The sequence below is a fragment of the Promicromonospora sp. MS192 genome (assembly GCF_049532985.1).
Classification (GTDB): Bacteria; Actinomycetota; Actinomycetes; order Actinomycetales; family Cellulomonadaceae; genus Promicromonospora.
Map to the genome: position 1 here is coordinate 3886532 of NZ_CP186693.1, position 21318 is coordinate 3907849.

The 21318-nt window shown below is 72.5% G+C and carries 19 protein-coding genes and 1 tRNA gene; 8 read left to right on the top strand and 12 right to left on the bottom strand.

Annotated elements, in window-relative coordinates; genetic code table 11:
- Positions 1–48 precede the first annotated feature (48 nt).
- Positions 49–705 (bottom strand): TetR/AcrR family transcriptional regulator, encoded by a 657-nt coding sequence (locus ACO229_RS17530; protein ID WP_423462303.1) that lies wholly within the window; start codon positions 703–705, stop codon positions 49–51.
- Positions 706–757: 52 nt separating this feature from the next.
- On the opposite strand from ACO229_RS17530, the gene ACO229_RS17535 reads away from it, so the two are divergent.
- Positions 758–1678: a zinc-binding dehydrogenase gene (locus tag ACO229_RS17535; protein WP_423462304.1), complete on the top strand. Its 921-nt coding sequence runs from the start codon at positions 758–760 to the stop codon at positions 1676–1678.
- A 202-nt stretch (positions 1679–1880) separates the two neighbouring features.
- On the opposite strand, the gene ACO229_RS17540 is transcribed toward ACO229_RS17535, so the two are convergent.
- Positions 1881–2747, bottom strand: a complete 867-nt coding sequence (locus ACO229_RS17540; RefSeq protein ID WP_423462305.1) for an MBL fold metallo-hydrolase — start codon at positions 2745–2747, stop codon at positions 1881–1883.
- Positions 2748–2814: 67 nt separating this feature from the next.
- Between ACO229_RS17540 and ACO229_RS17545 the strand changes: the two genes are divergently transcribed.
- Positions 2815–3393 (top strand): TetR/AcrR family transcriptional regulator, encoded by a 579-nt coding sequence (locus ACO229_RS17545; RefSeq protein ID WP_423462306.1) that lies wholly within the window; start codon positions 2815–2817, stop codon positions 3391–3393.
- Here ACO229_RS17545 and ACO229_RS17550 read toward each other — a convergent pair.
- Positions 3390–3746 (bottom strand): winged helix-turn-helix transcriptional regulator, encoded by a 357-nt coding sequence (locus tag ACO229_RS17550; protein WP_423462307.1) that lies wholly within the window; start codon positions 3744–3746, stop codon positions 3390–3392. The genes ACO229_RS17545 and ACO229_RS17550 overlap by 4 nt on opposite strands.
- Positions 3747–3873: 127 nt before the next feature.
- Between ACO229_RS17550 and ACO229_RS17555 the strand changes: the two genes are divergently transcribed.
- Complete coding sequence (locus ACO229_RS17555) at positions 3874–4734, top strand: enoyl-CoA hydratase/isomerase family protein (protein WP_423462308.1); 861 nt, start codon at positions 3874–3876, stop codon at positions 4732–4734.
- A 105-nt stretch (positions 4735–4839) separates the two neighbouring features.
- Here the strand turns inward: ACO229_RS17555 and ACO229_RS17560 are convergent, their stop codons facing one another.
- The 3 genes from ACO229_RS17560 to ACO229_RS17570 form a co-directional block, all read right to left on the bottom strand.
- Complete coding sequence (locus ACO229_RS17560; RefSeq protein WP_423462309.1) at positions 4840–5754, bottom strand: TIGR03619 family F420-dependent LLM class oxidoreductase; 915 nt, start codon at positions 5752–5754, stop codon at positions 4840–4842.
- Positions 5755–5864: 110 nt separating this feature from the next.
- Positions 5865–6368: a MarR family winged helix-turn-helix transcriptional regulator gene (locus ACO229_RS17565; protein ID WP_423462310.1), complete on the bottom strand. Its 504-nt coding sequence runs from the start codon at positions 6366–6368 to the stop codon at positions 5865–5867.
- A 122-nt stretch (positions 6369–6490) separates the two neighbouring features.
- Positions 6491–6564: transfer RNA gene (locus ACO229_RS17570), tRNA-Met, on the bottom strand.
- Positions 6565–6675: 111 nt separating this feature from the next.
- Here ACO229_RS17570 and ACO229_RS17575 point away from each other — a divergent pair.
- Positions 6676–7491 (top strand): nicotianamine synthase family protein, encoded by an 816-nt coding sequence (locus tag ACO229_RS17575; protein ID WP_397431571.1) that lies wholly within the window; start codon positions 6676–6678, stop codon positions 7489–7491.
- 62 nt (positions 7492–7553) lie between these two features.
- On the opposite strand, the gene ACO229_RS17580 is transcribed toward ACO229_RS17575, so the two are convergent.
- On the bottom strand, positions 7554–10577 hold the full coding sequence (locus ACO229_RS17580; protein WP_397414348.1) for a UPF0182 family protein: 3024 nt from the start codon (positions 10575–10577) through the stop codon (positions 7554–7556).
- Between the two features lie 139 nt (positions 10578–10716).
- Complete coding sequence (locus ACO229_RS17585; RefSeq protein ID WP_397431790.1) at positions 10717–11817, bottom strand: PDZ domain-containing protein; 1101 nt, start codon at positions 11815–11817, stop codon at positions 10717–10719.
- A 185-nt stretch (positions 11818–12002) separates the two neighbouring features.
- Here ACO229_RS17585 and ACO229_RS17590 point away from each other — a divergent pair, with 185 nt between their 5' ends.
- Entirely contained in the window at positions 12003–12548 is a 546-nt protein-coding gene (locus ACO229_RS17590; RefSeq protein ID WP_397414350.1) for a SprT-like domain-containing protein, read from the top strand.
- 22 nt (positions 12549–12570) lie between these two features.
- On the opposite strand, the gene ACO229_RS17595 is transcribed toward ACO229_RS17590, so the two are convergent.
- A complete protein-coding gene (locus ACO229_RS17595) occupies positions 12571–14097 on the bottom strand; it encodes a zinc-dependent metalloprotease (RefSeq protein WP_423462311.1) in 1527 nt (508 codons plus the stop codon).
- 152 nt (positions 14098–14249) lie between these two features.
- Between ACO229_RS17595 and ACO229_RS17600 the strand changes: the two genes are divergently transcribed.
- On the top strand, positions 14250–15290 hold the full coding sequence (locus ACO229_RS17600; protein WP_423462312.1) for a TOMM precursor leader peptide-binding protein: 1041 nt from the start codon (positions 14250–14252) through the stop codon (positions 15288–15290).
- 4 nt (positions 15291–15294) lie between these two features.
- Here the strand turns inward: ACO229_RS17600 and ACO229_RS17605 are convergent, their stop codons facing one another.
- Positions 15295–15657: a WhiB family transcriptional regulator gene (locus ACO229_RS17605; RefSeq protein ID WP_397414356.1), complete on the bottom strand. Its 363-nt coding sequence runs from the start codon at positions 15655–15657 to the stop codon at positions 15295–15297.
- 516 nt (positions 15658–16173) lie between these two features.
- Positions 16174–18240 (bottom strand): ATP-dependent helicase, encoded by a 2067-nt coding sequence (locus ACO229_RS17610; protein WP_423462313.1) that lies wholly within the window; start codon positions 18238–18240, stop codon positions 16174–16176.
- 52 nt (positions 18241–18292) lie between these two features.
- Here ACO229_RS17610 and ACO229_RS17615 point away from each other — a divergent pair, with 52 nt between their 5' ends.
- Entirely contained in the window at positions 18293–18562 is a 270-nt protein-coding gene (locus tag ACO229_RS17615) for a mycoredoxin (protein ID WP_397431578.1), read from the top strand.
- A gap of 4 nt (positions 18563–18566) precedes the next feature.
- On the opposite strand, the gene ACO229_RS17620 is transcribed toward ACO229_RS17615, so the two are convergent.
- Positions 18567–19787: a helix-turn-helix domain-containing protein gene (locus ACO229_RS17620; RefSeq protein WP_423462314.1), complete on the bottom strand. Its 1221-nt coding sequence runs from the start codon at positions 19785–19787 to the stop codon at positions 18567–18569.
- A 202-nt stretch (positions 19788–19989) separates the two neighbouring features.
- On the opposite strand from ACO229_RS17620, the gene ACO229_RS17625 reads away from it, so the two are divergent.
- A complete protein-coding gene (locus ACO229_RS17625; RefSeq protein WP_423462315.1) occupies positions 19990–21195 on the top strand; it encodes an HAD family hydrolase in 1206 nt (401 codons plus the stop codon).
- The last annotated feature ends 123 nt before the right edge of the window (positions 21196–21318 follow it).

Here is a 21318-nt window from a genome sequence, read left to right on the forward strand (position 1 = left end):
GCGATTCGGCTGGCCCAAGCGCGCCCAAGCCCGAGGAAGACCGCCGGCTCAGTCGAGCCGGACGGCGAGCGCCGTCCGCGCGTCGGTGAACCCGGCGCGCAGCAGGGCACGGAGCTCCGCCCGGGTCGCCGTGCGCTCGGCTCCGGGCCGGGACGCCCAGGTGTCGAGGGCGGCCCGGTGGACCGCGATGGCGGCCGCGCAGACGACCCGCGCCACCAGGTCGGCGTCCGGGCGTCCGGCCAGCCGGCCGGTGACGGCGTCGAGCACCTGGCGGGTGAAGCGTTCGCAGGTCAGGTACGCCGCGGCATCGATGGCCGGGGTGGTGGCGCTCAGCCGGGTGCTGAGCACCGCGAGCCGCTCCCACCCGTCGGGCATGCGCTCGACGACGTCGCCGAGCGCCTCCCCCACCACGTCGAGGAGGAGCCCACGCCGGTCCAGCACGCCGTCCAGGTCGGCGATCAGGGTGCGCCAGACGTCGTTCAGCGGGGTGAGCGCGAGGTCCTCCTTGCCCGCGAAGTAGCGGAAGAAGGTGCGCTTGGACACCTCGGCCTCGTCGCACAGCCGGTCGACCGTCACGCCGTCGTAGCCCAGCTCCGCGAACGCGGGGAGCGCGACCTCGACGAGGCGCTGCCGGTTGCGCGCGATGCGCCGGGTCCTGAGCGTCCCGCTCACCCGCCTGTCGTCCGACCCTCCGCCATCGACCATGTGGCCATCCTAGCAAACTGGCACTCAGTGGCAGTTGGCATACAGTAGCGCCATGCTCGCATGGACCGTCGATCACTCGTCCCCGTCCCGGCTCACCCTGCGCGAGGTACCGGAACCCGCACCGGGCCCGCACGACGCCGTCGTCCGGGTCCAGGCCTTCGCACCGAACCACGGTGACGTGGAGGGCCTGGCCGGCCTGCCCGACGGGTTCGTCCCGGGCTGGGACGCCGCGGGTGTCGTCGTGGCGGAGGCGGCCGACGGCACCGGTCCCCGGCTCGGGCAGACCGTCGTCTCGCTGGGCAGCCACGGCGCCTGGGCCGAGCTGCGCCTCGTCACCGCCGAGTCGGCCGGGCTTGCGCCCGAGGGGTCCGACCCCCACGCCATGAGCGCCGTCCCCGTCGCGGGCACGAGCGCCCTGCGCGGGCTGCGGCGGCTCGGCTCCGTGCTCGGCAAGCGGGTCCTCGTCCTGGGCGGCAGCAGCGCGGTCGGCCTGTTCGCCGTCCAGCTCGCGGCCCGCAGCGGCGCGCACGTCGTGGCCACCACCCGGGACCCCGGCGCGCGGGAGCTGCTGCTCCGGCTCGGGGCGCGCGACGTCGTTCGGGCACCGGACGACCTCGACGGGGAGGTGGCCGGCGTGATCGACCTGCTGGGCGGGTCGCACCTCGTGCGGGCCTTCGCACGCCTGGCGCCGGGCGGGACGCTCGTCGCCCTAGGACACGCCGCGGGCGAGGAGGAGCGGTTCGGGTACGGCGCACTGTTCGGCGACAGCAACCAGCACGACCGCACGCTGACGACGTTCTTCCTCGGCGCCGAGACCGGCATCGGCCCGGACATGTCCTGGCTGGCCACCGAGATCCACGAGGGACGGCTCGATCCCGTCGTGTCAGCGGTACGGCCGTGGCGCGAGCTGACCGAGGCGTTCGCGCCGGGGTCCCGGCGCGGACCGGGCAAGACGGTGCTGTCGGTCGGCTGAGCGGGCGACGGAGCGGTGGCCGGGCCGGCTCCGACGGCGCGTGCGAACCGGGCTCGTCCGGCTCACGATGGCCCGCTCAGTGTGACCCGCTCACCGTGACCTGCTCAAAGCGAACCACTCAAAGCGAACCACTCAAAGCGAACCACTCAAAGCGAACCGCTCAAAGCGAACCACTCATAGTGAACCGCTCATGAGGCCCGGCTCACGTCCCGCTCGTGTCGAGGTCGGTGCCGTGGCCCGGCACGAGCAGCGGTATCCCGTCGTACCCGCGCGCGTCGTGGGCAGGGACGATCCGCATGTGACGCGAGAGCGCGGTCACCCGCGCGAGGTCCCGGCGGATCTGCGCCGGGTCGCTGTCGGCGAGCAGGCGCATCAGGAGCGGCCGCCGGACGCCACGCGTGATCCCGTCGAGCTGCCAGGCGAGGTCACCGATGAAGGCGTAGCGCTCGTCGGGGCGCACCGTCACGACGATCACCACCGACCCTGTGGTGTGGCCGGGTGCCGGCAGGATGACGACCGAGCCGTCCCCGTGCAGGTCGTGGCTGGCCGGAAACCCCAGGTGCGCGGGACCGTCGAGGTCGTACGTCCGGAGGCGACCGCCTGCGGCGACCCGCCGGAACACGCGGTCGCCGCGCTGACGGTCCGCGTACCGCAGCTCCTCCTCGGTCACGAGCACCGGCACGTCGAGCGAGTCCAGCCCGCTGACGTGGTCCCAGTGGGAGTGGGTCAGGATCACCCCGATCACCCGGGCGCGGTCGTAGCCGGCGGCGTCCAGCTGCTCGCTCACCGTCGGGCCGAGGCTGTGCGGCGAACGCCGGAACGCGGGCAGCATCCGGATGTGTTCCTCGGCCTGCGCACCGAACCCGGCGTCGATGAGCACGTCGCCCGCGGGGTGCTGCACCAGCACCGCCGTGGCGGCGAACTGACGCCGGTCCCGGAACGAGCCGCCCTGGAAGGCCAGGGCGGCCGGGGTCTCGTACGTGCCGGTGGGGAGCTGGAAGATCCTCACGCCCCGCGGCGGGCCCGCGGCCGCGAGGGCGCGCGCACGATCCACGCCACTATTGGTCACGCCGCACAGTATTGAACGAGTTGTACAACAGTGTCAACGGAGTTCAGCAGCTCGTAGGATCGGGGCCATGCCGAGCGAACCCGCAGAAGTGCTGGACCCTCGCGTCGCACGGACCCGGCGTGACGTCGTCGGCGCGACCAGCACGTTGCTGCTGGAGGAAGGGTGGGACGCGGTCACGCACGCCGAGGTGGCGCGCCGCGCCGGCTACTCCAAGGCCACGGTCTACGCCCACTGGCCCACGCGGCTCGACCTGATCCGCGCCTCGATCGAGCAGATCTGCGACGTCGCGGACCACCCGGCGGCCACCGGCGACCTGCGGGCCGACCTCCGTGCCGCACTCGCGGACTTCGCCGACGACCTCACCCGCGGCCACCTCGACCGGCTCCTGGGGGGTGTCGTCGAGCGGGCGCACGGCAACGAGGTGGTCCGGGGCCTGCGCACACGCCTGTACGAGACGGGGACCAGCGGGATGCGTGCGGTCCTGGCGGCCCACGTCGCACGACGTGACGTCGAGCCCACGCTCGCGCTCCTGACGGGAGCGGTCCTCGTTCTGGTCACGTTCGAGGGCAGGCCCGCGACCACCGCCGTGCTCGACGACCTCGTCGACCGGGCGCTGGCCGCCACCACGCCGCGCAGCGCCGGCTAGCCGGCGTCACCGTCCGGGTCGTAGGCGTCGAGGAGCTCCTGCCCGTGCTCGTCGCTCCACGCGTAGACCGTGGAGAGCAGGTCGAGCAGGCCACGGCCGAGGGAGGTGAGCTCGTAGGTCACCGCACGTCCCGTGGGCGTCCGGCTCACGAACCCGTCGCGCTCCAGGTTGCGCAGCGACCGGGTGAGCTCCTTGGCGGTGGTGCGGTACAGCGGGACACGCAGCTCGGAGAACCGGTGCGGACCGTCCTGCAGACAGCGCAGCACCATCGGCGCCCACTTGTCCTTCATCCGAAGCGGCTGCATCGGCGACGGGCAGATTTCGTCGAACATGTCGACAGCCAACCCTGACATAGCACAAGCGTAGGTTCCCGATCGGGAACCTGGTCGGTTCCTAGGGTGACGAATCACGCGGACGGGCCATGGCGTCGGACGCCGTGGCCCGCCGGCACACCACCTCACATCACCCCAGGGAGCTCTCATGAACTACGACGACCTGTCCGGCCTGCGGGTCGCGATCTCGGACGGCCTTGCGACCGTGACGCTGGACCACCCCCCGCTCAACCTGATGGACGGCACCCTGCTGCCGTCGCTGCGCGGGTTCGTGCACCGGGCCCGGAGCGACGAGAGCATCCGCGTCATCGTGTTCGACAGCGCCGACCCCGAGTTCTTCAGCGCCCACGGAGACATGGGCTACCTCACCGACCCGGAGGCCCTGCCGGCCGCGACCCGCGCCGCGATCGCCGCAGCGCCGGGCGCACCCGTCCCGGACGGCATGAACATCCTGCAGGTCCTGAGCGAAGAGGTGCGCAGCCTGCCTCAGGTCACCATCGGCAAGCTGTCCGGCTTCGCACGAGGAGCCGGCAACGAGTTCCTCATGTCCCTCGACATGCGGTTCGCCGCGATCGGCAGATCAGGTCAGTCCCAGACCGAGGCCATCATGGGCATCCTTCCCGGGGGCGGCGGGACCGTGCACATGACCCGCCTGACCGGGCGCGCCCGTGCCCTCGAGCTGATCCTGGGCGGCGAGCTCGTCGGTGCCGAGCTGGCGGAGCGCTACGGCCTGGTGAACCGCGCCCTGCCCGCTGCGGAGCTGGACTCCTTCGTCAGCGACCTCGCGGTACGGATCGCGCGACTGCGGCCAGAGGTCGTCTCCGCCGTCAAGGCCGCCGTGAACACGGTGGCCGGGGAGATCCCGCGTGCGGCGTACGCGGTCGAGAACGACGGGCTGACGGCGACGATCGGGCCGGAGGTCACACAGCGGGCTCACGCGCTGCTGGCCGCGGGCATCCAGACCCGTGCGGGCGAGCTCCACCACGAGCGGATCGTCAACTCCCTCTGAGCCGGGTTCGTCCGGCCTGACCACGGGCCACCGTCGACCGGCGTCAGCGACGCATGGTCGCGGTGGCCCGCTCGCACAGGACGCTGCGCCGTCGGGCGAAGGCGCCTAGTGCGTCGGGACGAGCGTGCGCAGCTCGTCGAGCATCTCGATCTGGACGTTCACCGGCTCCGACGACGGGAAGGCGAACGTGACGCCGTCGACCCCCCGGCCCCGGAGCTTCTCGATGTCCTCGGCGAGCTGCTTCGGCGCACCACCGAGGAAGGGGCGGTCCCCGCCCATCGGTGCTGCGGTCATCGGGGTGTTCGACTGGGCGATCACCATGAGGGCGGACGGGTCCCGGTCGAGTCGCTCCGCACCCTGCCGGAACCTGGCGGCCTGCGCCGTCACGGCGCCCAGGGACAAGGCCACGGGCGTGATGCCGTCCGCGATACGGGCCGCGCGATCGATCCCGGCATCGGTGAAGGCTCCGATGATGACGGGGATGCTGCCGCGCACCGGCTTGGGGTTGATCTCCGAGGCCTCGATCGAGTAGAAGCGGCCGTCGTACTCGACCGGGTCAGGGCCCCAGACGGCGCGGACCGCCGCCACCATGTCGTCGAGACCGGACCCGCGACGCTTCCAGGGCACGTTGGCCGTCGCGAACTCCTGAGGGATCGAGCCCTGCCCGAACCCGGCGATGACGCGGCCTCCGCTGAACTGGTCGAGCGTCGCCAGGCGGCGGGCCAGCATCACCGGCGTGTGCAGCAGCGCGCTGAGGATGCTGGTCCCCAGGGTGATGCGGCTGGTGAGCGCGGCGACGTGGCTCAGGGTCTGCAGGGGCTCGTAGGTGGTGTGATAGACCTCGGGCGCCCGCTCGAGCGTGCCGTCGGGGCCCGGCCAGATCGGCGCCATCGGGCGCAGCAGACGTTCGTAGGTCCAGAGCGAGTCGTATCCCAGGCGCTCGGCGGCCTGCGCCATGGCGGTGATGGTGGCGGGCGACGCGTACGGCCCCGAGACGGGCAGCATGATTCCTAGCTTCACGAGGTCTTCCTCTTTCTGCTGAGAGGCGTCGATCGTAGGTTCACTTCAAACTTGAAGTCAAGCATGAAGTGTCAGGACGCACCTGTGCTCCGACCGGACGACCTCGACGGTTACAGCGTGGCGCGCTCGGCACCGGGCGGCCAGGAGCGCCCGGGCTCCACCTGAGCGGCGACCTGGCGGCCGATGTCGCGCAGCTGGGTCACCTGGTCCGCGCCCAGCGCGTCGAACACGCACCGGCGCACGTTCTCGACATGACCGGGGGCAGCCTGCTCCACCACGGCCATCCCGGCCTCCGTGAGCATCGCCTCGGTGATGCGGCCGTTCTCGGGAGCAGGCTCACGGACGAGCAAGCCGCGCTGCTCGAGACGCTTGGCCACATTGGACAGCCTGGACAGGGACCCGTTGGCGAACTCCGCGAGGGCGGTCATCGTCATGCGCCGCCCCGGCGACATGGACAGGGAGGCAAGGACGACGTACTCGAAGAAGGTGATGCCGCTGTCCCGCTGCAGCTGCGCGTCGATCGCCCCCGGAAGCTTGGTCATCAACCAGCACAGGGACATCCAGGCGTCGTTCTCGTCAGGCGAGAGCCACCGCACTTCGTTCGGGCCGACCACGGCTCACAGGCTACCTGCTGGTCACCTGCCGAGCGGGCGGCGTCGACCCGCCGCAGCAAAAAACAGCCGGACCTACGATCCGTAGGTCCGGCTGTCCTCGATGCCTAGCGACATCTCATGTGTAGCGGGGGCAGGATTTGAACCTGCGACCTCTGGGTTATGAGCCCAGCGAGCTACCGAGCTGCTCCACCCCGCGTCGGTGATCCCTACTCTACGCACCCCGAGCGCCGGTATGCAAACCGGGCCGGGTCGTCGAGACGCAGGTCACAGGCGATCGAACCGTTCCGGTCGTGGAACGATCGACCCCATGACGACGGAGCTGAGCGACACCACCCAGACCGCCGACCACATCGCCCACCTCACGGACCAGCTCGCCGCCCTCCCGCACCTGCGACCGGACCCGCGCACGGACGCCTTGTTCAGCGACCTCGTGCACACGGTGCTCGCCGCGCCCGAGGGCCAGGCCCGCGACATCCTGGCGCACGAGGAGATCAGCCGTCGCAGAGCCGCCGTCCGCGACCTGTCCGCACGCGGTGAGACCGCCCTGGAGCACGCGTGGGCGGAACGCATCGTCGCCGCGCCGGATCCCGGAAGCACCTTGACGTCGTTCCCCTACCTCGACAACTACCAGCGGCTCACCGCCCTCGAGGTCGGGCTGCTCACGAGCTCGGGCGGCACCCCGGCGACCGTGGCCGTCGTCGGCTGCGGCCCCCTCCCCCTCAGCACGCTCGGGTACGCCGGCGCACTCGGTTGCCCTGTCGTCGGCCTGGACCGGGACCTCGCCGCGGTCGTCCTGGCCCGGCAGGTCGGCGACCGGGTGGGCCCGCCGGGCGTCCGGTTCGAGCAGGCCGACGCCGCCGACGCCGACCTCACCGGCTACGACGCCGTGGTGCTCGCGGCGCTGGTCGGCGAGACGCCGTCGGCCAAGGCCGGGATCCTGCGGCGGATGGCGGGCGCCATGCGGCCCGGTGCCCTGCTCCTGGCGCGCAGCGCGCGCGGGCTGCGCACCCTCCTGTACCCGCCGGTGGACGTCGGAGCGATGCCGGGCTTCGAGGTGCTGGAGGTCGTGCACCCCACCGACGACGTCATCAACTCCGTGGTGGTGGCCCGGCGGCTCCCGTAAAGCAGTCAGACCTGCAGGTCACCGGAGTGACCTGCAGGTCTGACAGGTTGTGCTGCGAAGGATCAGCCCTGCTGCTGGGCCTCCTCGGCGGCTATCGCGTCCTCCAGGGCCTTCTGCAGGCGGTCCTGCGCCTCGCCGTACGCGGCCCAGTCACCGGCACGCTGCGCGGCGTCCGAGTCCGCCAGGGCGTCGGCAGCCTCCTGCAGGGCGGCGTCCAGGTCACCGGTGGGCGCGGTGCCAGGCTCCTCGGTGGCGCCGTCGGTGGGCTCCGTGGACGGCTCCGTCGAGGGTTCCGTCGTCGGGTCGGTACCCGTCTCGCCGTCCGGCGGCGCGACCGGTGCCTCGTCCTCGGCTGTGCCGGCGTCCCCGGCCTGCGCACCCGAGTCGCCGCCGAACACCTGGTCCAGCGCCTCGTCGAGCGTGTCGGCGAAGCCGATGTCGTCACCGAAGGACACCAGCACCTTGCGCAGCAGCGGGAACTGCGTGCCACCGGTCGACTGGATGTAGACGGGCTGCACGTACAGCAGGCCGCCACCGACCGGCAGCGTGAGCTGGTTGCCGCGCCGCACCGTGGACGCACCGATCTGCAGGATGTTCAGCTGCTCGGAGATCGTCGGGTTCGAGTCGAAGTTGTTCTGCACCTGGCCAGGGCCGGGCACGGTCGTGTCCCGGGGTAGCTCGAGCAGGCGTAGCTTGCCGTAGTCCTCGGACTTGGTGCCCGCCTCGTTCCCGGCGTCGGCATCCACCGCGAGGAACCCGGTGAGCACCTCACGGTCGGTGTTACCGCCCGGGATGAAGGTCGAGGTCAGCGAGAACGTGGACTCGTCCTGGCCCGGCATCTGCAGCGTCAGGTAGTACGGCGGCTGCAGCGGCGCGGGGGTGGTCTCCGACGTCGGGTCGGTCGGGTTGTTCCAGAAGTCCTGACCCGAGAAGAACTCGGCCGAGTCCGTCACGTGGTACTGGCTGAGCAGCGTGCGCTGCACCTTGAACAGGTCCTCCGGGTACCGCAGGTGGCTCATCAGGTCGCCGGAGATCTCGTCCATCGGCTTGACCGACGCCGGGAAGATGTTGGTCCAGGCCTTGAGGATCGGGTCCTGGTCGTCCCACGCGTAGAGGTCGACCGAGCCGTCGTAGGCGTCGACGGTCGCCTTCACCGAGTTGCGGATGTAGTTGACCTCCTCGGGCAGCACGACGGCGCCGCCCTGCTGCTGCGTGAGGGTGTCCGCGACGGCCTCGTCCAGCGGCGTGGACGTCGAGTACGGGACGGCGTCGCTGGTGGTGTACGCGTCGACGATCCACTTCACGCGGCCGTCCACGACCGCCGGGTAGACCCGGTTGTCGAGGGTGAGCCACGGCGCGACCTTGCTGACGCGCTGCTGCGGGTCACGGTCGTAGAGGATCTGCGACTCGCTCGTCACGCGGTCCGAGAACAGGATCTGCTCCTCGCCGAACTTCAGCGCGTACAGCAGCTTGCTGCCGAACGAGCCGACGTCCGGTCCGGCGTCGCCGGTGAAGGTCGTGTTGACCTGGCCGCCGTCGTCCGCGTCGTCCGCCTGGTAGTCGAGCTCCCACGGCTCGGTGCCCTCCGGGGCGCCGACGATCGAGTACGTCTGGGTGCTCGGGCTGAAGTAGATGCGCGGCTCGTACTCGCCCTCCATGTCGCTGATCGCGCCCTGCGACGGGATGCCGCCCTCGAAGAACGCCGGGCGGCCGTCCGGTCCCGGCTGGTTGCCGTACGCGGCCACCACGCCGTAACCGTGCGTGTACACGGTGTGGTCGTTGACCCAGTTGCGCTGGTCCTGGCCCAGCCCGTCGAGGTTCAGCTCGCGCACCGCGATCACGGTGTCCCGCGACTCGCCGTCGATCTCGTACTTGTCGACCGACAGGGAGTCGTTGAAGTTGTAGTACTGCTTGTTCTGCTGGAGCTGGCGGAACGACGGCGACACGATCTGCGGGTCGAGCAGGCGGATCGACGCGGCGGTGTCGGCGTCGGCGCGCAGGGCGCCCTCCTCCGCCTGGGTCGTCGCGTCGTACTGTTCCTTCTCGATGTCCTCGATGCCGAACGCCGAGAGCGTCGCGTCGATGTTGCGCTGGATGTACTCGCTCTCCAGCTCCTGCGCGTTCGGGTTCACCTGGAACCGCTGCACGACGGCCGGGTAGATGCCGCCGATCGCGATGGCGGACACCACCATGAGCCCGACGCCGATCGCCGGCAGGCGCCAGTCACCACGGAACGCCGTGACGACGAACAGCGCGGCCACGAAGATGGCGACGACGGTGAGGATGCCCTTGGCGGGGATCACCGCGTGCACGTCGGAGTACGAGGCGCCGTCGAACCGGTCGCCCGCGTTGGTCAGGATCGAGTACCGGTCGAGCCAGTAGTTGGCGGCGATCAGGAGCAGGAGCACCGCACCGACGACGGCCAGGTGCACGCGCGCCGCGGTGGTGGTGCGGGGGCCGCCGGCCGCCGCCGGGCCCACCCGCAGGCCGCCGTACAGGTAGTGCGTGATCACGCCGGCGATGCCCGCGATGACCACCACCGAGATGAGGAACCCGACCGTGAACCGCAGCGCGGGCAGCATGAAGACGAAGAACCCGAGGTCCATGCCGAACTGCGGGTCGTTCTCGCCGAAGGGCTCACCGTTGAACGCGAGGAGCACGGTGCGCCACTGCGCCGACGCCGCGACGCCCGCGAAGAAGCCGACCAGGACCGGCGCGGCGATCATCACGACCCGGCGCAGCGGCTCGACGGCCTCGCGGTACTGGTCGAGCGTCGCCTGCTCGGGCGTGCTCGGGGCGTAGATAGGCCGGGACCGGTACGCCGCGGTGAACGACCAGAACACCGCCCCGCCCATGATCAGGAAGCCCGCGGCGAACAGCGCCGCGCGCATGCCCCACTCGGTCCAGATCACCGAGGAGAACCCGAGCTGCGTGAACCACATCACCTCGGTCCAGAACTGGGCCAGGAGGAGCAGGGCCGCGATCAGGACCGCGACCGCGACGACCGCCACCCCCAGCGGACTGCGTCGTCGGGCTCGAGGGGCGCCGCCGCCGGATGGGCGGCGCGGTGCTGCGGCGAAGGACACGACTGCGTTACCTCACGTCATCAATGGTTGGGCCGTACCCAGGTGGAACGGCCGGGCGGTGCTCAAGGTTCCCAGCACAAGGTTCCCACATCCTCCAGATGTACAACACACGGTCAACAGGTCGGCATACGCGCCGGCGTCAGGGGCACGTCGGCAGGTCGGCGCCGTGACCGCGCCCGATCTGCTCGACGGCGTCGCGCGCCTCGGCCAGCGTCGAGACCTTGACCACGTGCAGCCCGTCGGGCACGTTGCCGACCACCTGGTCGCAGTTGTCCGCGGGGGCGAGGAACCAGTCGGCCTTGTCCCGCACGGCGCCGTACAGCTTCTGCTCGATGCCGCCGATCGGCCCCACGGTGCCCTCGGGGCTCATCGTGCCGGTGCCCGCGATGATGTGTCCGTTCGCCTCGTCCTCGGCCGTCAGCCGGTCGATGATGCCGAGCGCGAACATCGTGCCGGCGCTCGGGCCGCCGATGTCCTCGATCTGGATCGAGACGTCGACGGGGAAGTCGTACCGCGGGTCGATGTAGACGCCGAGCACGGCACGCTGGCCGTTGCCCGAGGTCGTGACGTCGACGTCCATGGTGCGCTCGCCGCGCCGCACGCCGAGCGTGACCGTGCTGCCGGCCTCCGTCTCGGCGAGCCCGGTGATGAGGTCCGCGTAGGTGCCGACGGGCTCGCCCTGGAACCGGGTGATGACGTCGCCCTCCTGGAGCTTGCCCGCGGCCCCCGAGCCCTCCTCCGTGCCCGCGACGTCCAGCACCGCGGGCACGTCGTAGCCCAGCTCGGTCAGGGCCGCAGCCGTCGCGGACTCCTGCGACGAGACCATCTCCGCCTGGCTGACCTCCCGCTGCTCCTCCTTGGTGGTCGCCTCGGGGAAGATCGCCTCCACGGGCAGCACCGAGCGCCGCGGGTCGAGCCAGCCCTGGATCACCTGCCCGGACATCACCGGGTAGCCCGGACCGCCCAGCACGGACACGGTCGTCAGGAGCAGCTCCCCCGACGACTCGTAGGTGCGCGCGCCCTCGATCTCGATCAGGCCCTTGGCGAGCGTGTCCTCCGTGGGGCCGGGCGACCGCATCGCGTACGGCGTGGGCAGCACGAGCGCCACCGCGGCCAGGACCGCGGTGGCCAGCAGGGACACACCCAACGTGACGGTGCGACGGGTGACCGGCGCGACCTCGGGCGGCAGGTCCTCGAACGGTGCCGGCTCGGGCTGCGGGGTGGGCTGGCGGTCACGCATGTCGGTCACCGCCCCATCATTCCGCACTTGGCTGAGGGTTCCATGAACCTGGGCGCGAACCCGGCCCGACGGCGGCCCCCGGCACCTGTTCCCATGACGCCACCACTACGCCTCCGGGCAAAGAATTTCCACTTGAACGGTGTGTTATACCCCACGGGACGCCGATAACACGCTACGGTCGTTCCGTGGCCCACGACGCCCTGACGTCCGTGGAGGTGCGCCGGAGCCGCCGTCGCACCGCCACGGTGAGCGCATATCGCGACGGTGGACGGACCATCGTCGCGATTCCCGCGCGCTTCTCTCGGGCGCAGGAACGGGAGTGGGTGGCCAAGATGGTGGCTCGGCTGGAGGACAAGGAGCGGCGCCGCCGCCCGTCCGACCAGGAGCTCATGGACCGGGCCTGCGAGCTGTCGACCAAGTACCTCGACGGCCGGGCGCGGCCGTCCAGCGTGCGGTGGTCGGCGAACCAGGGCCGGCGCTGGGGGTCGTGCACGCTGCTGGACGGCTCGATCCGGATCTCCACCCGCGTGCAGGGCATGCCGTCGTGGGTGCTCGACTACGTGCTGCTGCACGAGCTGGCGCACCTGCTGCACGCCGGCCACGGCCCGGAGTTCTGGAAGATCCTGGAGGTCTACCCCCGGACCGACCGGGCGCGCGGGTTCCTGGAGGGTGCCTCGCACGCACAGGACGAACCGGGGCTACCCACCAGCGACGACGGCGACGACGCCTGAACGCCGGACGGGCCGGGCGGGACTACCTGGTCTCGCCGTCCGCGTCGTCCCGCGGTTCGTCGGCCGGGCCGTCGTCCGCCTGGTCGTCGCGGGCACCCTGGTCGCCGGCCCCCTGGTCGTCGGCAGGGCGGGCATCGCCGGCCGGGCGGGGCTCGGCCGCCTCCTCGTCGCCGAAGATCTCCCGCAGCGCCGCGTCGACGTCCGCGTGCTCGTTCTCGGCCGCCTCGCGGCGCACCAGGTAACCCGACGGGTCGTCCAGGTCCTGGGTGCCGGGCAGCAGGTCGGGGTGGTCCCAGACCGCGTCACGGCCCGCGCTGCCCTGCGCCCGGGCCACGATCGAGAACAGCGTCGCGGCGTCGCGCGACCGGCGCGGCCGCAGCTCCAGGCCGACGAGGGTGGAGAACGTCTGCTCGGCCGGGCCCCCGGCCGCGCGACGACGCCGGATCATCTCGCGCAGCGGCACGGCGTGCGGCAGGTGCGGCAGCGTGGCGACGGCCGTCACCTCGTCCACCCAGCCCTCCACCAGCGCGAGCGTGGTCTCCAGGTTGAGCAGCACGGCCTTCTGCTCGTCCGTGTTCTGCAGGCCGAAGACGCCCCCCGACAGCGCGCTGCGCAGCGCGTCGGAGTCGGCGAGGTCGATGTCGCGCACCTGCGCCTCGAGCGCGTCGAGGTCGATGGTGATGCCGCGCGCGTACCGCTCCACGATGGACAGCAGGTGCGAACGCAGCCACGGGACGTGCGTGAACAGCCGCGCGTGTGCCGCCTCGCGGACCGCCAGGAACTGCCGGACCTCCTCCAGCGGGGCGTCCAGGCCGTCGGCGAACGCCGCCACGTTCGTGGGCAGCAGCACGGTGTCGGGGCTGTCGAGCAGCGGCAGGCCGACGTCGGTGGCGCCGAAGACCTCGCGCGACAGAGTGCCGGCGGCCTGGCCGACCTGCATGCCGAACACCGCGGAGCCCAGCCGGCGCATCATCTGGGTGGGATCGATCGATCCCCCCAGACCGTGCAGCACGCCGGCGGGCATGCCCGGCACCGCCTCGCCGTCGTCGACCCCCTCCGGGAGCTGGTCGCGCAGCACCGTGGCCAGGGCCTCCGAGACCGACGAGGCCACGGGCGCCGCGAGCTCGTTCCACACCGGGAGCGTGGCCTCGACCCACTCGGACCGGTTCCACGCGCGCCGGGTGCCGCCCGCGGGCGGCAGGTCGGTGACGGCGTCGAGCCAGAGCTCGGCGACCGCGAGGGCGTCGGTCGCGTCCTTGGCCTGCTTGCCCGTCAGCGACGGGTCGCCCTCGCTGACGGCCACCTGCCGCGCGACGTCGTGCGCGACGTCCGCGTTGACAGGTCCGGTGCCCTCCGCGGAGAGCATCTTCTGCACCTGGGCGAGCGCGTACTGCATCATCACGGGGTCGGGCGGGCCACCGAGGGCGGTCGGATCGATGCCCCGCTCCCGCATCTCGGCCATCACTTCGTCTGCGCCGTCGCCGAGCATGGAGCGCAGCATCTCCTCCCATGACTGGGGGGAATCGCCGGGCTGGTGCTGGTCGCTCATAAGGTCACCGTAACCGGGCGGGCAAGTGGTGCGCCGTGCTTTCGGCTCTGGGCGCACTCGGGAACTCCTGGGCCACCTGACGCGCTGAAGATACCTCTGGACCTGTGGACGGCGGTCCGGAGCAGGTTCCGCCGTCGGGCATGGTTGTCGGCATGAACCGCGCTCCCCTGCTCCGGCTGCGGCCCGGCACGCCCGTGCTCAGCCGTGGCGGCGGGCAGGTCCAGTGCGGTTCCGACCCGCGCTGGTCGTTCGTCCTGTCGGGGCTCACCCCGGCCGAGGAGACGTGGCTCGGCGAGGTCGCCGAACGGCGGCACGTCACGCTCGAGCAGGCGGCCGCGCGTTGCGGTGTGCCGGTCGAGCGGCGGGACGAGATCATGTCCGTCCTGGTCCGCGCGGGCGTGCTGGTCCCCGTCGCGGGGACGGTGGGCGCGGTGACGGCACCCGCCGACGGGGCGGCGGACGCGACGGTGCTCGGCATGCTGCGACCGGACGGCGCGGGCCTGGCCACGCTCGCGGACCGGGCCCGGCAGACGGTCGGCCTGATGGGCCTGGGCCGGCTGGGCACCAGCGTGGCGCAGCACCTCGCGACGGCGGGGACGGGCCGCCTGGTGCTGCACGACCCGCTGCCGGTGCAGGTCACCGATCTCGGGCTGGGCGGGCTGCGGCCGGCCGACGTCGGCCAGGTCCGGCACGACGCCGTCCGCTCGCTCCTGGCCCGGCGCTCCCCGCGCACCCGGGCACACGTGGACGACGGCGGGCTCGACCTCACGGAGCTGGACCTCGTGGTGGTGGTCGAGCCGCACGCCGCGCACCCGGCGCGCTACCAGCGGCTGCTGGGTCTCGGGGTGCCGCACCTGCCCGTGGTGGTGCGGGAGGCCGACGTCGTGGTCGGTCCGCTCGTCCGGCCGGGCCGGTCGGCGTGCGTGGCGTGCGTGGACCTCGCACGCGCCGACGCCGACCGGGAGTGGCCGGCACTGGCCGCCCAGCTCCGTGAGACCACGGAGCCGACGCACGAGGCCACGCTCGCTGCCCTGGCAGCGGCGACGGCCGCCGGCCAGGTGCTCGCCCAGCTGGACGGGCACCGGCCGGCGGCCGTCGGTGCGTGCCTGGAGATCTCTCTCCCGGCAGGACTACCCCGAGCTCACCAGGTGGACCCGCACCCGCGCTGCGGGTGCGTGGTCCTTCCCTCCTGAAGGATCAGGCGGCGACGTTCTCCGACTTGCGGGGCCGGCCACGGCCACGCTTGCGGGCCACGACGACGCCGTCGACGAAGACCTCGCCGCCCCAGACGCCCCAGGGCTCGTTCCGCTCGAGGGCGCCGGCGAGGCAGCCCTCGATGAGGGGGCAGGTGCGGCAGAGAGCCTTGGCCTGCTCCACCTGCGCGCTGTGCTCGGCGAACCACAGCTCCGGGTCGTTGGTACGGCACGGCAGCAGTGTGTCCATGAGCCGGTTGAACTCCGCCGAGTCCGAACCGGTCCCGCTCGTGGCGGGGTGTTGAGGCGGGTCCCAGGGGCCCGAGCCGCCCTGGGGAAGAGTGTCGAGGAGCGCAGTGAGGCGCACGGTTGTCTCCTGTGTCCTGTGTGATGAACGTCGTCGGTGAACGTCGGGTGGTACAGGACCCCGGGCTAGGTCTTTGCCGGTCCGGCCGCTGGTGGGCCGGTCTCCGGGCAAAAACTAAGGCCGCGGGTCCCAGATGGACTCCGCGGCCTGGATCTCTTCGGTCGTCTAGACCGGCGAGTCTCCTGGAGATGCGGAGTCGGGTGCGAGCGCGGACGGCTTGACGCCTCCGCGGTGAGTGCGCGCGCGGAAGGACAGAGCTGCGCCGTTGACCGGGGCAGGCTCGCTACCGAGCACATACCCGCACACGTGCAGATCCGTCTGCGGAATCATGTTCATCTCCAAGACACCCACCTCCTCACTCGAATCCGGGCCAGACCTCTCGGTCTCGCCCACTGCTGTCAGGGACATCTGAACACTATGCCGGGCCGCCGTGGCGGGCCAACTCTTTTTCGAACTTTTCTCGAGAAGTTTTTCGCGGGTCGCCGGACGCACCACGAAAGACCCCTCAGAGTACCGTCAGGAACCTGTCGCACCGGCCACGATCGCAAGGATCGCGGCGCCGTACCGGTCGATCTTCGCCGGACCGATGCCGTTCACGCGAGCGAGTTCGGCCGTGCCCGAAGGTCGGATCTCGGCGATGGCCGCCAGCGTGGCGTCCGTCAGCACGGTGTAGGCGGGCTTGTCGGTCTCGCGCGCCACCTCCAGCCGCCAGTCGCGCAGGGCGTCGAAGAGCGCGGTGTCGTGCTCACCGGTCAGCAGCGCGCGGGGCTGGGTCCTGGCCGTGGCACGGGACCGCGCCGCGCGCGGCTCGTCCGGCCACAGCCCGTCGAGGAACCGCGTGCGCTTCCGCGTGGGGCGCCCGCCCGGGTTCCGCGAGCGGGCGAAGGAGACCTCGAGGTGCTCGCGGGCCCGCGTGATGCCCACGTACAGCAGACGGCGCTCCTCGTGGACGGCGGCGTCGGTCTCCGCGAGCGAGATGGGCATGAGGCCCTCGCTCATGCCCGCGAGGAAGACCGCGTCCCACTCCAGGCCCTTGGCCGCGTGCAGCGAGGCGAGGGTGACGCCCTCGACCGTGGGCGCGTGCTGGGCGGAGGCGCGCTCGTCGAGCTCGGCCACGAGGCCGGCGACCGTCGCGGGGTTCTCGGGGGTCGCGGCGGCGGCCAGGTCGTCCGCGAGCGCGACGAGCGCCTGCATGGCGTCCCAGCGCTCACGGGCGGCGCCGCGCGCGGCAGGGGCCTGGTCGGCCCACCCGGCGGTCGCCAGGATGTCGCGCACCTGGTCCGGCATGGGCAGCTCCGGGTCGGCGGCCCGCGCCGCGCCGCGCAGCAGCACGATCGCGTCGCGCACCTCCTTGCGCTGGAAGAACCGCTCGCCGCCGCGCACCAGGTAGCCCACGCCGGCGTCGGCGAACGCGGCCTCGAAGGCCTCCGACTGGGCGTTGGTGCGGTACAGCACGGCGATCTCGCTGGGACGCACACGGCCCGACCCGATGAGCCGCGCGGCGCGCGCGGCGATGCCCTTGGCCTCGGCCTCGTCGTCGTCGTAGGCGTGGAAGGTGACCGGCGGGCCGGGCTTGCGCTGTGCGACGAGCTCCAGCGCCTGGTGCGCACCGCCCGCGCGGCCGGCGCGCTGGAGCACGGAGTTGGCCAGGTGCACCACCTGGGGCGTGGAGCGGTAGTCGCGGACCAGGCGGATCTCCTGGGCCTGCGGGTAGGTGCGCCGGAAGTCCAGGAGGTGGCGCGGGGTGGCACCCGTGAAGGAGTAGATGGTCTGCGACGGGTCGCCGACCACGCACAGCTCCGAGCGCCCGCCGAGCCACTGGTCGAGCACGAACTGCTGGAGCGGCGAGACGTCCTGGTACTCGTCCACGACGAAGTGCCGGTACTGCGAGCGGACCTCGTCGGCCACGACCTTGTGGCTGTTCAGCATGTCGCCGAGCATGAGGAGCACGTCCTCGAAGTCGATGACACCGCGTTCCGTCTTGACGTCCTCGTATGCGGTGATCAGGCGGGACACCGTCTGGGCGTCGTAGCCGGACGGCGCCTCGCGGCCGGCCGCCCGGGCAGCCTTCTCGTAGTCGTCGGCCAGCACGAGCGAGACCTTGGCCCACTCGACCTCGCTGCTCAGGTCGCGCACGGCCACCCGGTCCACGGAGAGGCCGAGCCGGCGTGCCGCCTCCGCGACGAGCTGCGCCTTGTACTCCTGCAGGCGCGGGGGCGCGCCGCCCACGACGCGCGGCCAGAAGTAGCTGAGCTGGCGCAGGGCCGCGGCGTGGAACGTGCGGGCCTGCACGCCCTGGACGCCGAGCTCGCGCAGGCGCGTGCGCATCTCCCCCGCGGCGCGCGCCGTGAAGGTCACGGCCAGCACGCCCGTCGGCTTGTAGGCGCCGATGCGGACGCCGTACGCGATGCGGTGCGTGATGGCGCGCGTCTTGCCGGTGCCCGCACCGGCAAGCACGACGACCGGGCCGTTGAGCGCGAGCGCCACCTCGCGCTGCTCGGGGTCGAGGGCGGTGAGGATCGCGTCGGGGCTCAGCGGTCCCGGATGGTTCGGGGTACCGGCGGAGTTGGTCTGGGTGAGCATCGTCTGCGATTCTCGCAGCAACCACTGACATGCCCACCGGCAAGGAGGACCGATGTCCGAGCTGACCGCGCAGGTTCCCGAGAGCGGCACCGTGCTGATGTACTCCACCACCTGGTGCGGGTACTGCCGCCGGCTGCGCACGCAGCTCGACTCGGCGGGCATCGGCTACACCGTCGTGGACATCGAGGAGCACCCCGAGGCGGCCGCCTTCGTGGAGCAGGTCAACGGCGGCAACCAGACCGTCCCGACGGTGGTGTACCCCGACGGTTCGGCCGCGACGAACCCGTCGCTGGTCGACGTGAGGCGGGCCCTGGCCGCCTGAGCCGCTAGCGGTCCGCGTCCCGGCCGAGCCACGCCGAGAACCGCGCGAGGGGCTCGTTGGCGCGCCGGTGCGACCGCACGAGCGTCCGCGTCACCTCCCGCGTGGTGGGGTGGCGGCGTGTCTGCTGCGGGGCGAGCCGCCGCGCCTTCTCCAGGCTCGCGAGCGCGCTGTCGGTCCGTCCCTGCCAGAGCTGCGCCCGGGCGACGTCCATGTGGTGGTGCCCGACCCGGATCGGCAGCCGGCGCAGCACGTCGCCGGAGAAGTGCACCTCGTCCGCGAGCTTGAGCGCCCGCGGGCCGTCCCCCGACTCGACGGCGGTCGCCACCGCATGGATCGCCACGTTGGTGCGCCCGAAGGCGAGGTTGCGCCAGTCGTTGTCGGTGTCCGGCCCGGTGTGTGCCGCGGCCTGCTCCGCCTCGGCGACGTGCGCCGCGGCCTCGTCCTCCCGGTTGGCCCGGGCGGCGAGGATGGCCGACCGCAGGTGGAGCGACCCCACCGCGCGCAGCGCTGCCGGATCCTCGCGCCGTCCGGGGTCGACGTCGTCGAGCGCCTGCCCGAGGATGCGCAGGCCGACGTCGTACTCGCCCAGGCGCATCAGGGACGTGGTGCGCACCCAGCTCGCGAACGCCTGCGCCACCGGGTCGCCCCAGTCCGCCGCGATCCCGGCGATGCGGTCCTCGACGATGGTGGAGAGGTCCTCGTAGCCGGACTGGTAGGTGACGGCGTGGGTGGCGTAGAACATGCCGAGCAACGCCTCGCACAGCAGGTCGCGCCGTTCCCCCTCGCTGTCCTGCAGTGCGGCGAACGTCTCGGTCAGCAGGGCCGGCAGGCGGTGCGCGACCTCGGAGTTGCGGTCGAGCTGGTAGAGGGTGGCGATCCGGGCGGCGTCGTCCACGAGCCCGGCCGGGTCGCGCGGGGCCACGCCCAGGTCCGTCGGCAGGTCCCAGTACGCCAGCGCGCGGCGCAGGTCGGGCATCGCGGAGTGGATGCGGTCGGGGTCCGGCCCCTCGCGGTCGTAGGGCTGGCCGGTGAGGGTCGTGACGTCGACGTGGAGCGCCCGGGCGAGCGCGGCGACCACCGGCTGCGAGGCGATCCGGGAGCCCTGCTCCAGCTTGCGCAGCAGCGACACGCTCACCCCGGCGTCGTGCGCCAGGGCGACCTGGGTGATGCCGCGCGCCTTGCGCTGCTGCGCGATCCGGGGGCCGATCGAGTCGTAGTCGGTCATCGCATCGTCCCTTGCTAGCCGGACAGCGGGCGAAATCACACCATACGGCCAGGTCGGGCGCGTCCGACAGGGCCATACCGCCCTCAGAAAATATGTGACACAAACTGTGTCAACTCGGGCATTCGTCGATCGTCACGCTGGTGCGTGGCGCACGGCAGCCGTCGTGCCACGAGGTGGACCACAGGGCGAAGGGTCGAGGGGCATGGGAACTGAGCGCGACACGAGGACGGTCCCGGCACCGGGCCGGGACGACGTCCGCGTCCTGCCGCACCTGGTGGCGCTCGACGTCGACGGGACCCTGGTCGGCCCGGACGACAGGATCCCGGCCGAGACGGTGGCCGCGCTGGAGCTGGTCCGCGCGAGCGGGCACCACGTGGTGCTCGCGACGGGCAGGTCGCTCGTGGGCATGCTGTCCGTCGCGCGTCGGCTCGGGCTGGCCCGCGGGTGGGCGGTCTGCTCGAACGGCGCGCTGACCGTCCGGCTGGACCCGGCGACGCCGTCGGGCTACGACGTGGTCGAGGTGCGCACGTTCGCCACCGGGCCCGTGATCGGCCGGGCGGTCGCGCTCGCCCCGGACGTCTTCGTCGCCGTCGAGGAGGTCGGCCGCGGCTGGCGGGTCAACCGCCGGTTCGCCCCGGGAGCGCTGAACGGGCCGCAGAGCCTGAGCCCCGGCAGCCAGCTCCGCGTCGAGCACGGCGCGCGGGTGGTGCTCCACGCCGACCGGATCGCCGACCACGTCACGCACCTGCGCGAGGCCGGCGTGACCGTGACGCCCGCGGGCGCCGACTGGGTCGACGTGACCGCGCACGGCACCGACAAGGCGTTCGGCCTGGGCCGGGTGCGCGACGCCCTCGGTGTGGCCGCCGAGCGCACCGTGGCGGTCGGCGACGGGGTCAACGACCTGCCCATGCTCGTCTGGGCGGCGCGCGGCGTGGCGATGGGCCACGCGCCCGGCAGCCTCCACGCCGTGGCCGACGAGATCACCGGCACCGTCGAGGAGCAGGGCGTCGTCCCCGTGCTGCACTCGCTCGTCCCGGCAGCGGCACGCCGGCCGGGGCTGTCGCCGCTGGCGGCACAGCTCGCCGCGGCCGTCCGTACCGTCGCGGGCGACGTCCCGCCGGGCAGCGGGCCGGACCCCGCCGTCGTCGTGCGCGTGTGGCACGGCGCGAGCCCGGACCTCGCCGGCTGCGAGGTGCACGCGCACCCGGCCGACGGACCGGTCCGGCGGGTGCCGGTCCCGGCGGGCCGCGCGTCCACGATGCGCGACGTCGAACGGGCGGCCCGCGAGGCGGGCCTCACCTACCCCCGCGGGGACACCGGACGACGGCGGGCGTACTGGCGCGGCGTCCTGCCGGGCGGTGCCGCCGGGGGCCCGGCGGCGTTCGAGCTGCCGCTGACGCCGTGCTGACGCTGTGCCGACCCCGTGCTGACCCAGTTGCTGACCCCGTGCTGACGGCTGCTGACGGCTGCTGACGGCTCCCGGCCGACCACGGCCCCGGCCGGCGCGAGCCGGCCGATCACGACCCGGCCG

Excerpts from the sequence above, each read along its gene's own strand:
- ACO229_RS17530 (WP_423462303.1), bottom strand. The coding sequence starts at position 705 with ATGGTCGATGGCGGAGGGTCGGACGACAGGCGGGTGAGCGGGACGCTC.
- ACO229_RS17535 (WP_423462304.1), top strand. The coding sequence starts at position 758 with ATGCTCGCATGGACCGTCGATCACTCGTCCCCGTCCCGGCTCACCCTG.
- ACO229_RS17545 (WP_423462306.1), top strand. The coding sequence starts at position 2,815 with ATGCCGAGCGAACCCGCAGAAGTGCTGGACCCTCGCGTCGCACGGACC.
- ACO229_RS17550 (WP_423462307.1), bottom strand. The coding sequence starts at position 3,746 with ATGTCAGGGTTGGCTGTCGACATGTTCGACGAAATCTGCCCGTCGCCG.
- ACO229_RS17555 (WP_423462308.1), top strand. The coding sequence starts at position 3,874 with ATGAACTACGACGACCTGTCCGGCCTGCGGGTCGCGATCTCGGACGGC.
- ACO229_RS17575 (WP_397431571.1), top strand. The coding sequence starts at position 6,676 with ATGACGACGGAGCTGAGCGACACCACCCAGACCGCCGACCACATCGCC.
- ACO229_RS17585 (WP_397431790.1), bottom strand. The coding sequence starts at position 11,817 with ATGCGTGACCGCCAGCCCACCCCGCAGCCCGAGCCGGCACCGTTCGAG.
- ACO229_RS17595 (WP_423462311.1), bottom strand. The coding sequence starts at position 14,097 with ATGAGCGACCAGCACCAGCCCGGCGATTCCCCCCAGTCATGGGAGGAG.
- ACO229_RS17600 (WP_423462312.1), top strand. The coding sequence starts at position 14,250 with ATGAACCGCGCTCCCCTGCTCCGGCTGCGGCCCGGCACGCCCGTGCTC.
- ACO229_RS17610 (WP_423462313.1), bottom strand. The coding sequence starts at position 18,240 with ATGCTCACCCAGACCAACTCCGCCGGTACCCCGAACCATCCGGGACCG.
- ACO229_RS17615 (WP_397431578.1), top strand. The coding sequence starts at position 18,293 with ATGTCCGAGCTGACCGCGCAGGTTCCCGAGAGCGGCACCGTGCTGATG.
- ACO229_RS17620 (WP_423462314.1), bottom strand. The coding sequence starts at position 19,787 with ATGACCGACTACGACTCGATCGGCCCCCGGATCGCGCAGCAGCGCAAG.
- ACO229_RS17625 (WP_423462315.1), top strand. The coding sequence starts at position 19,990 with ATGGGAACTGAGCGCGACACGAGGACGGTCCCGGCACCGGGCCGGGAC.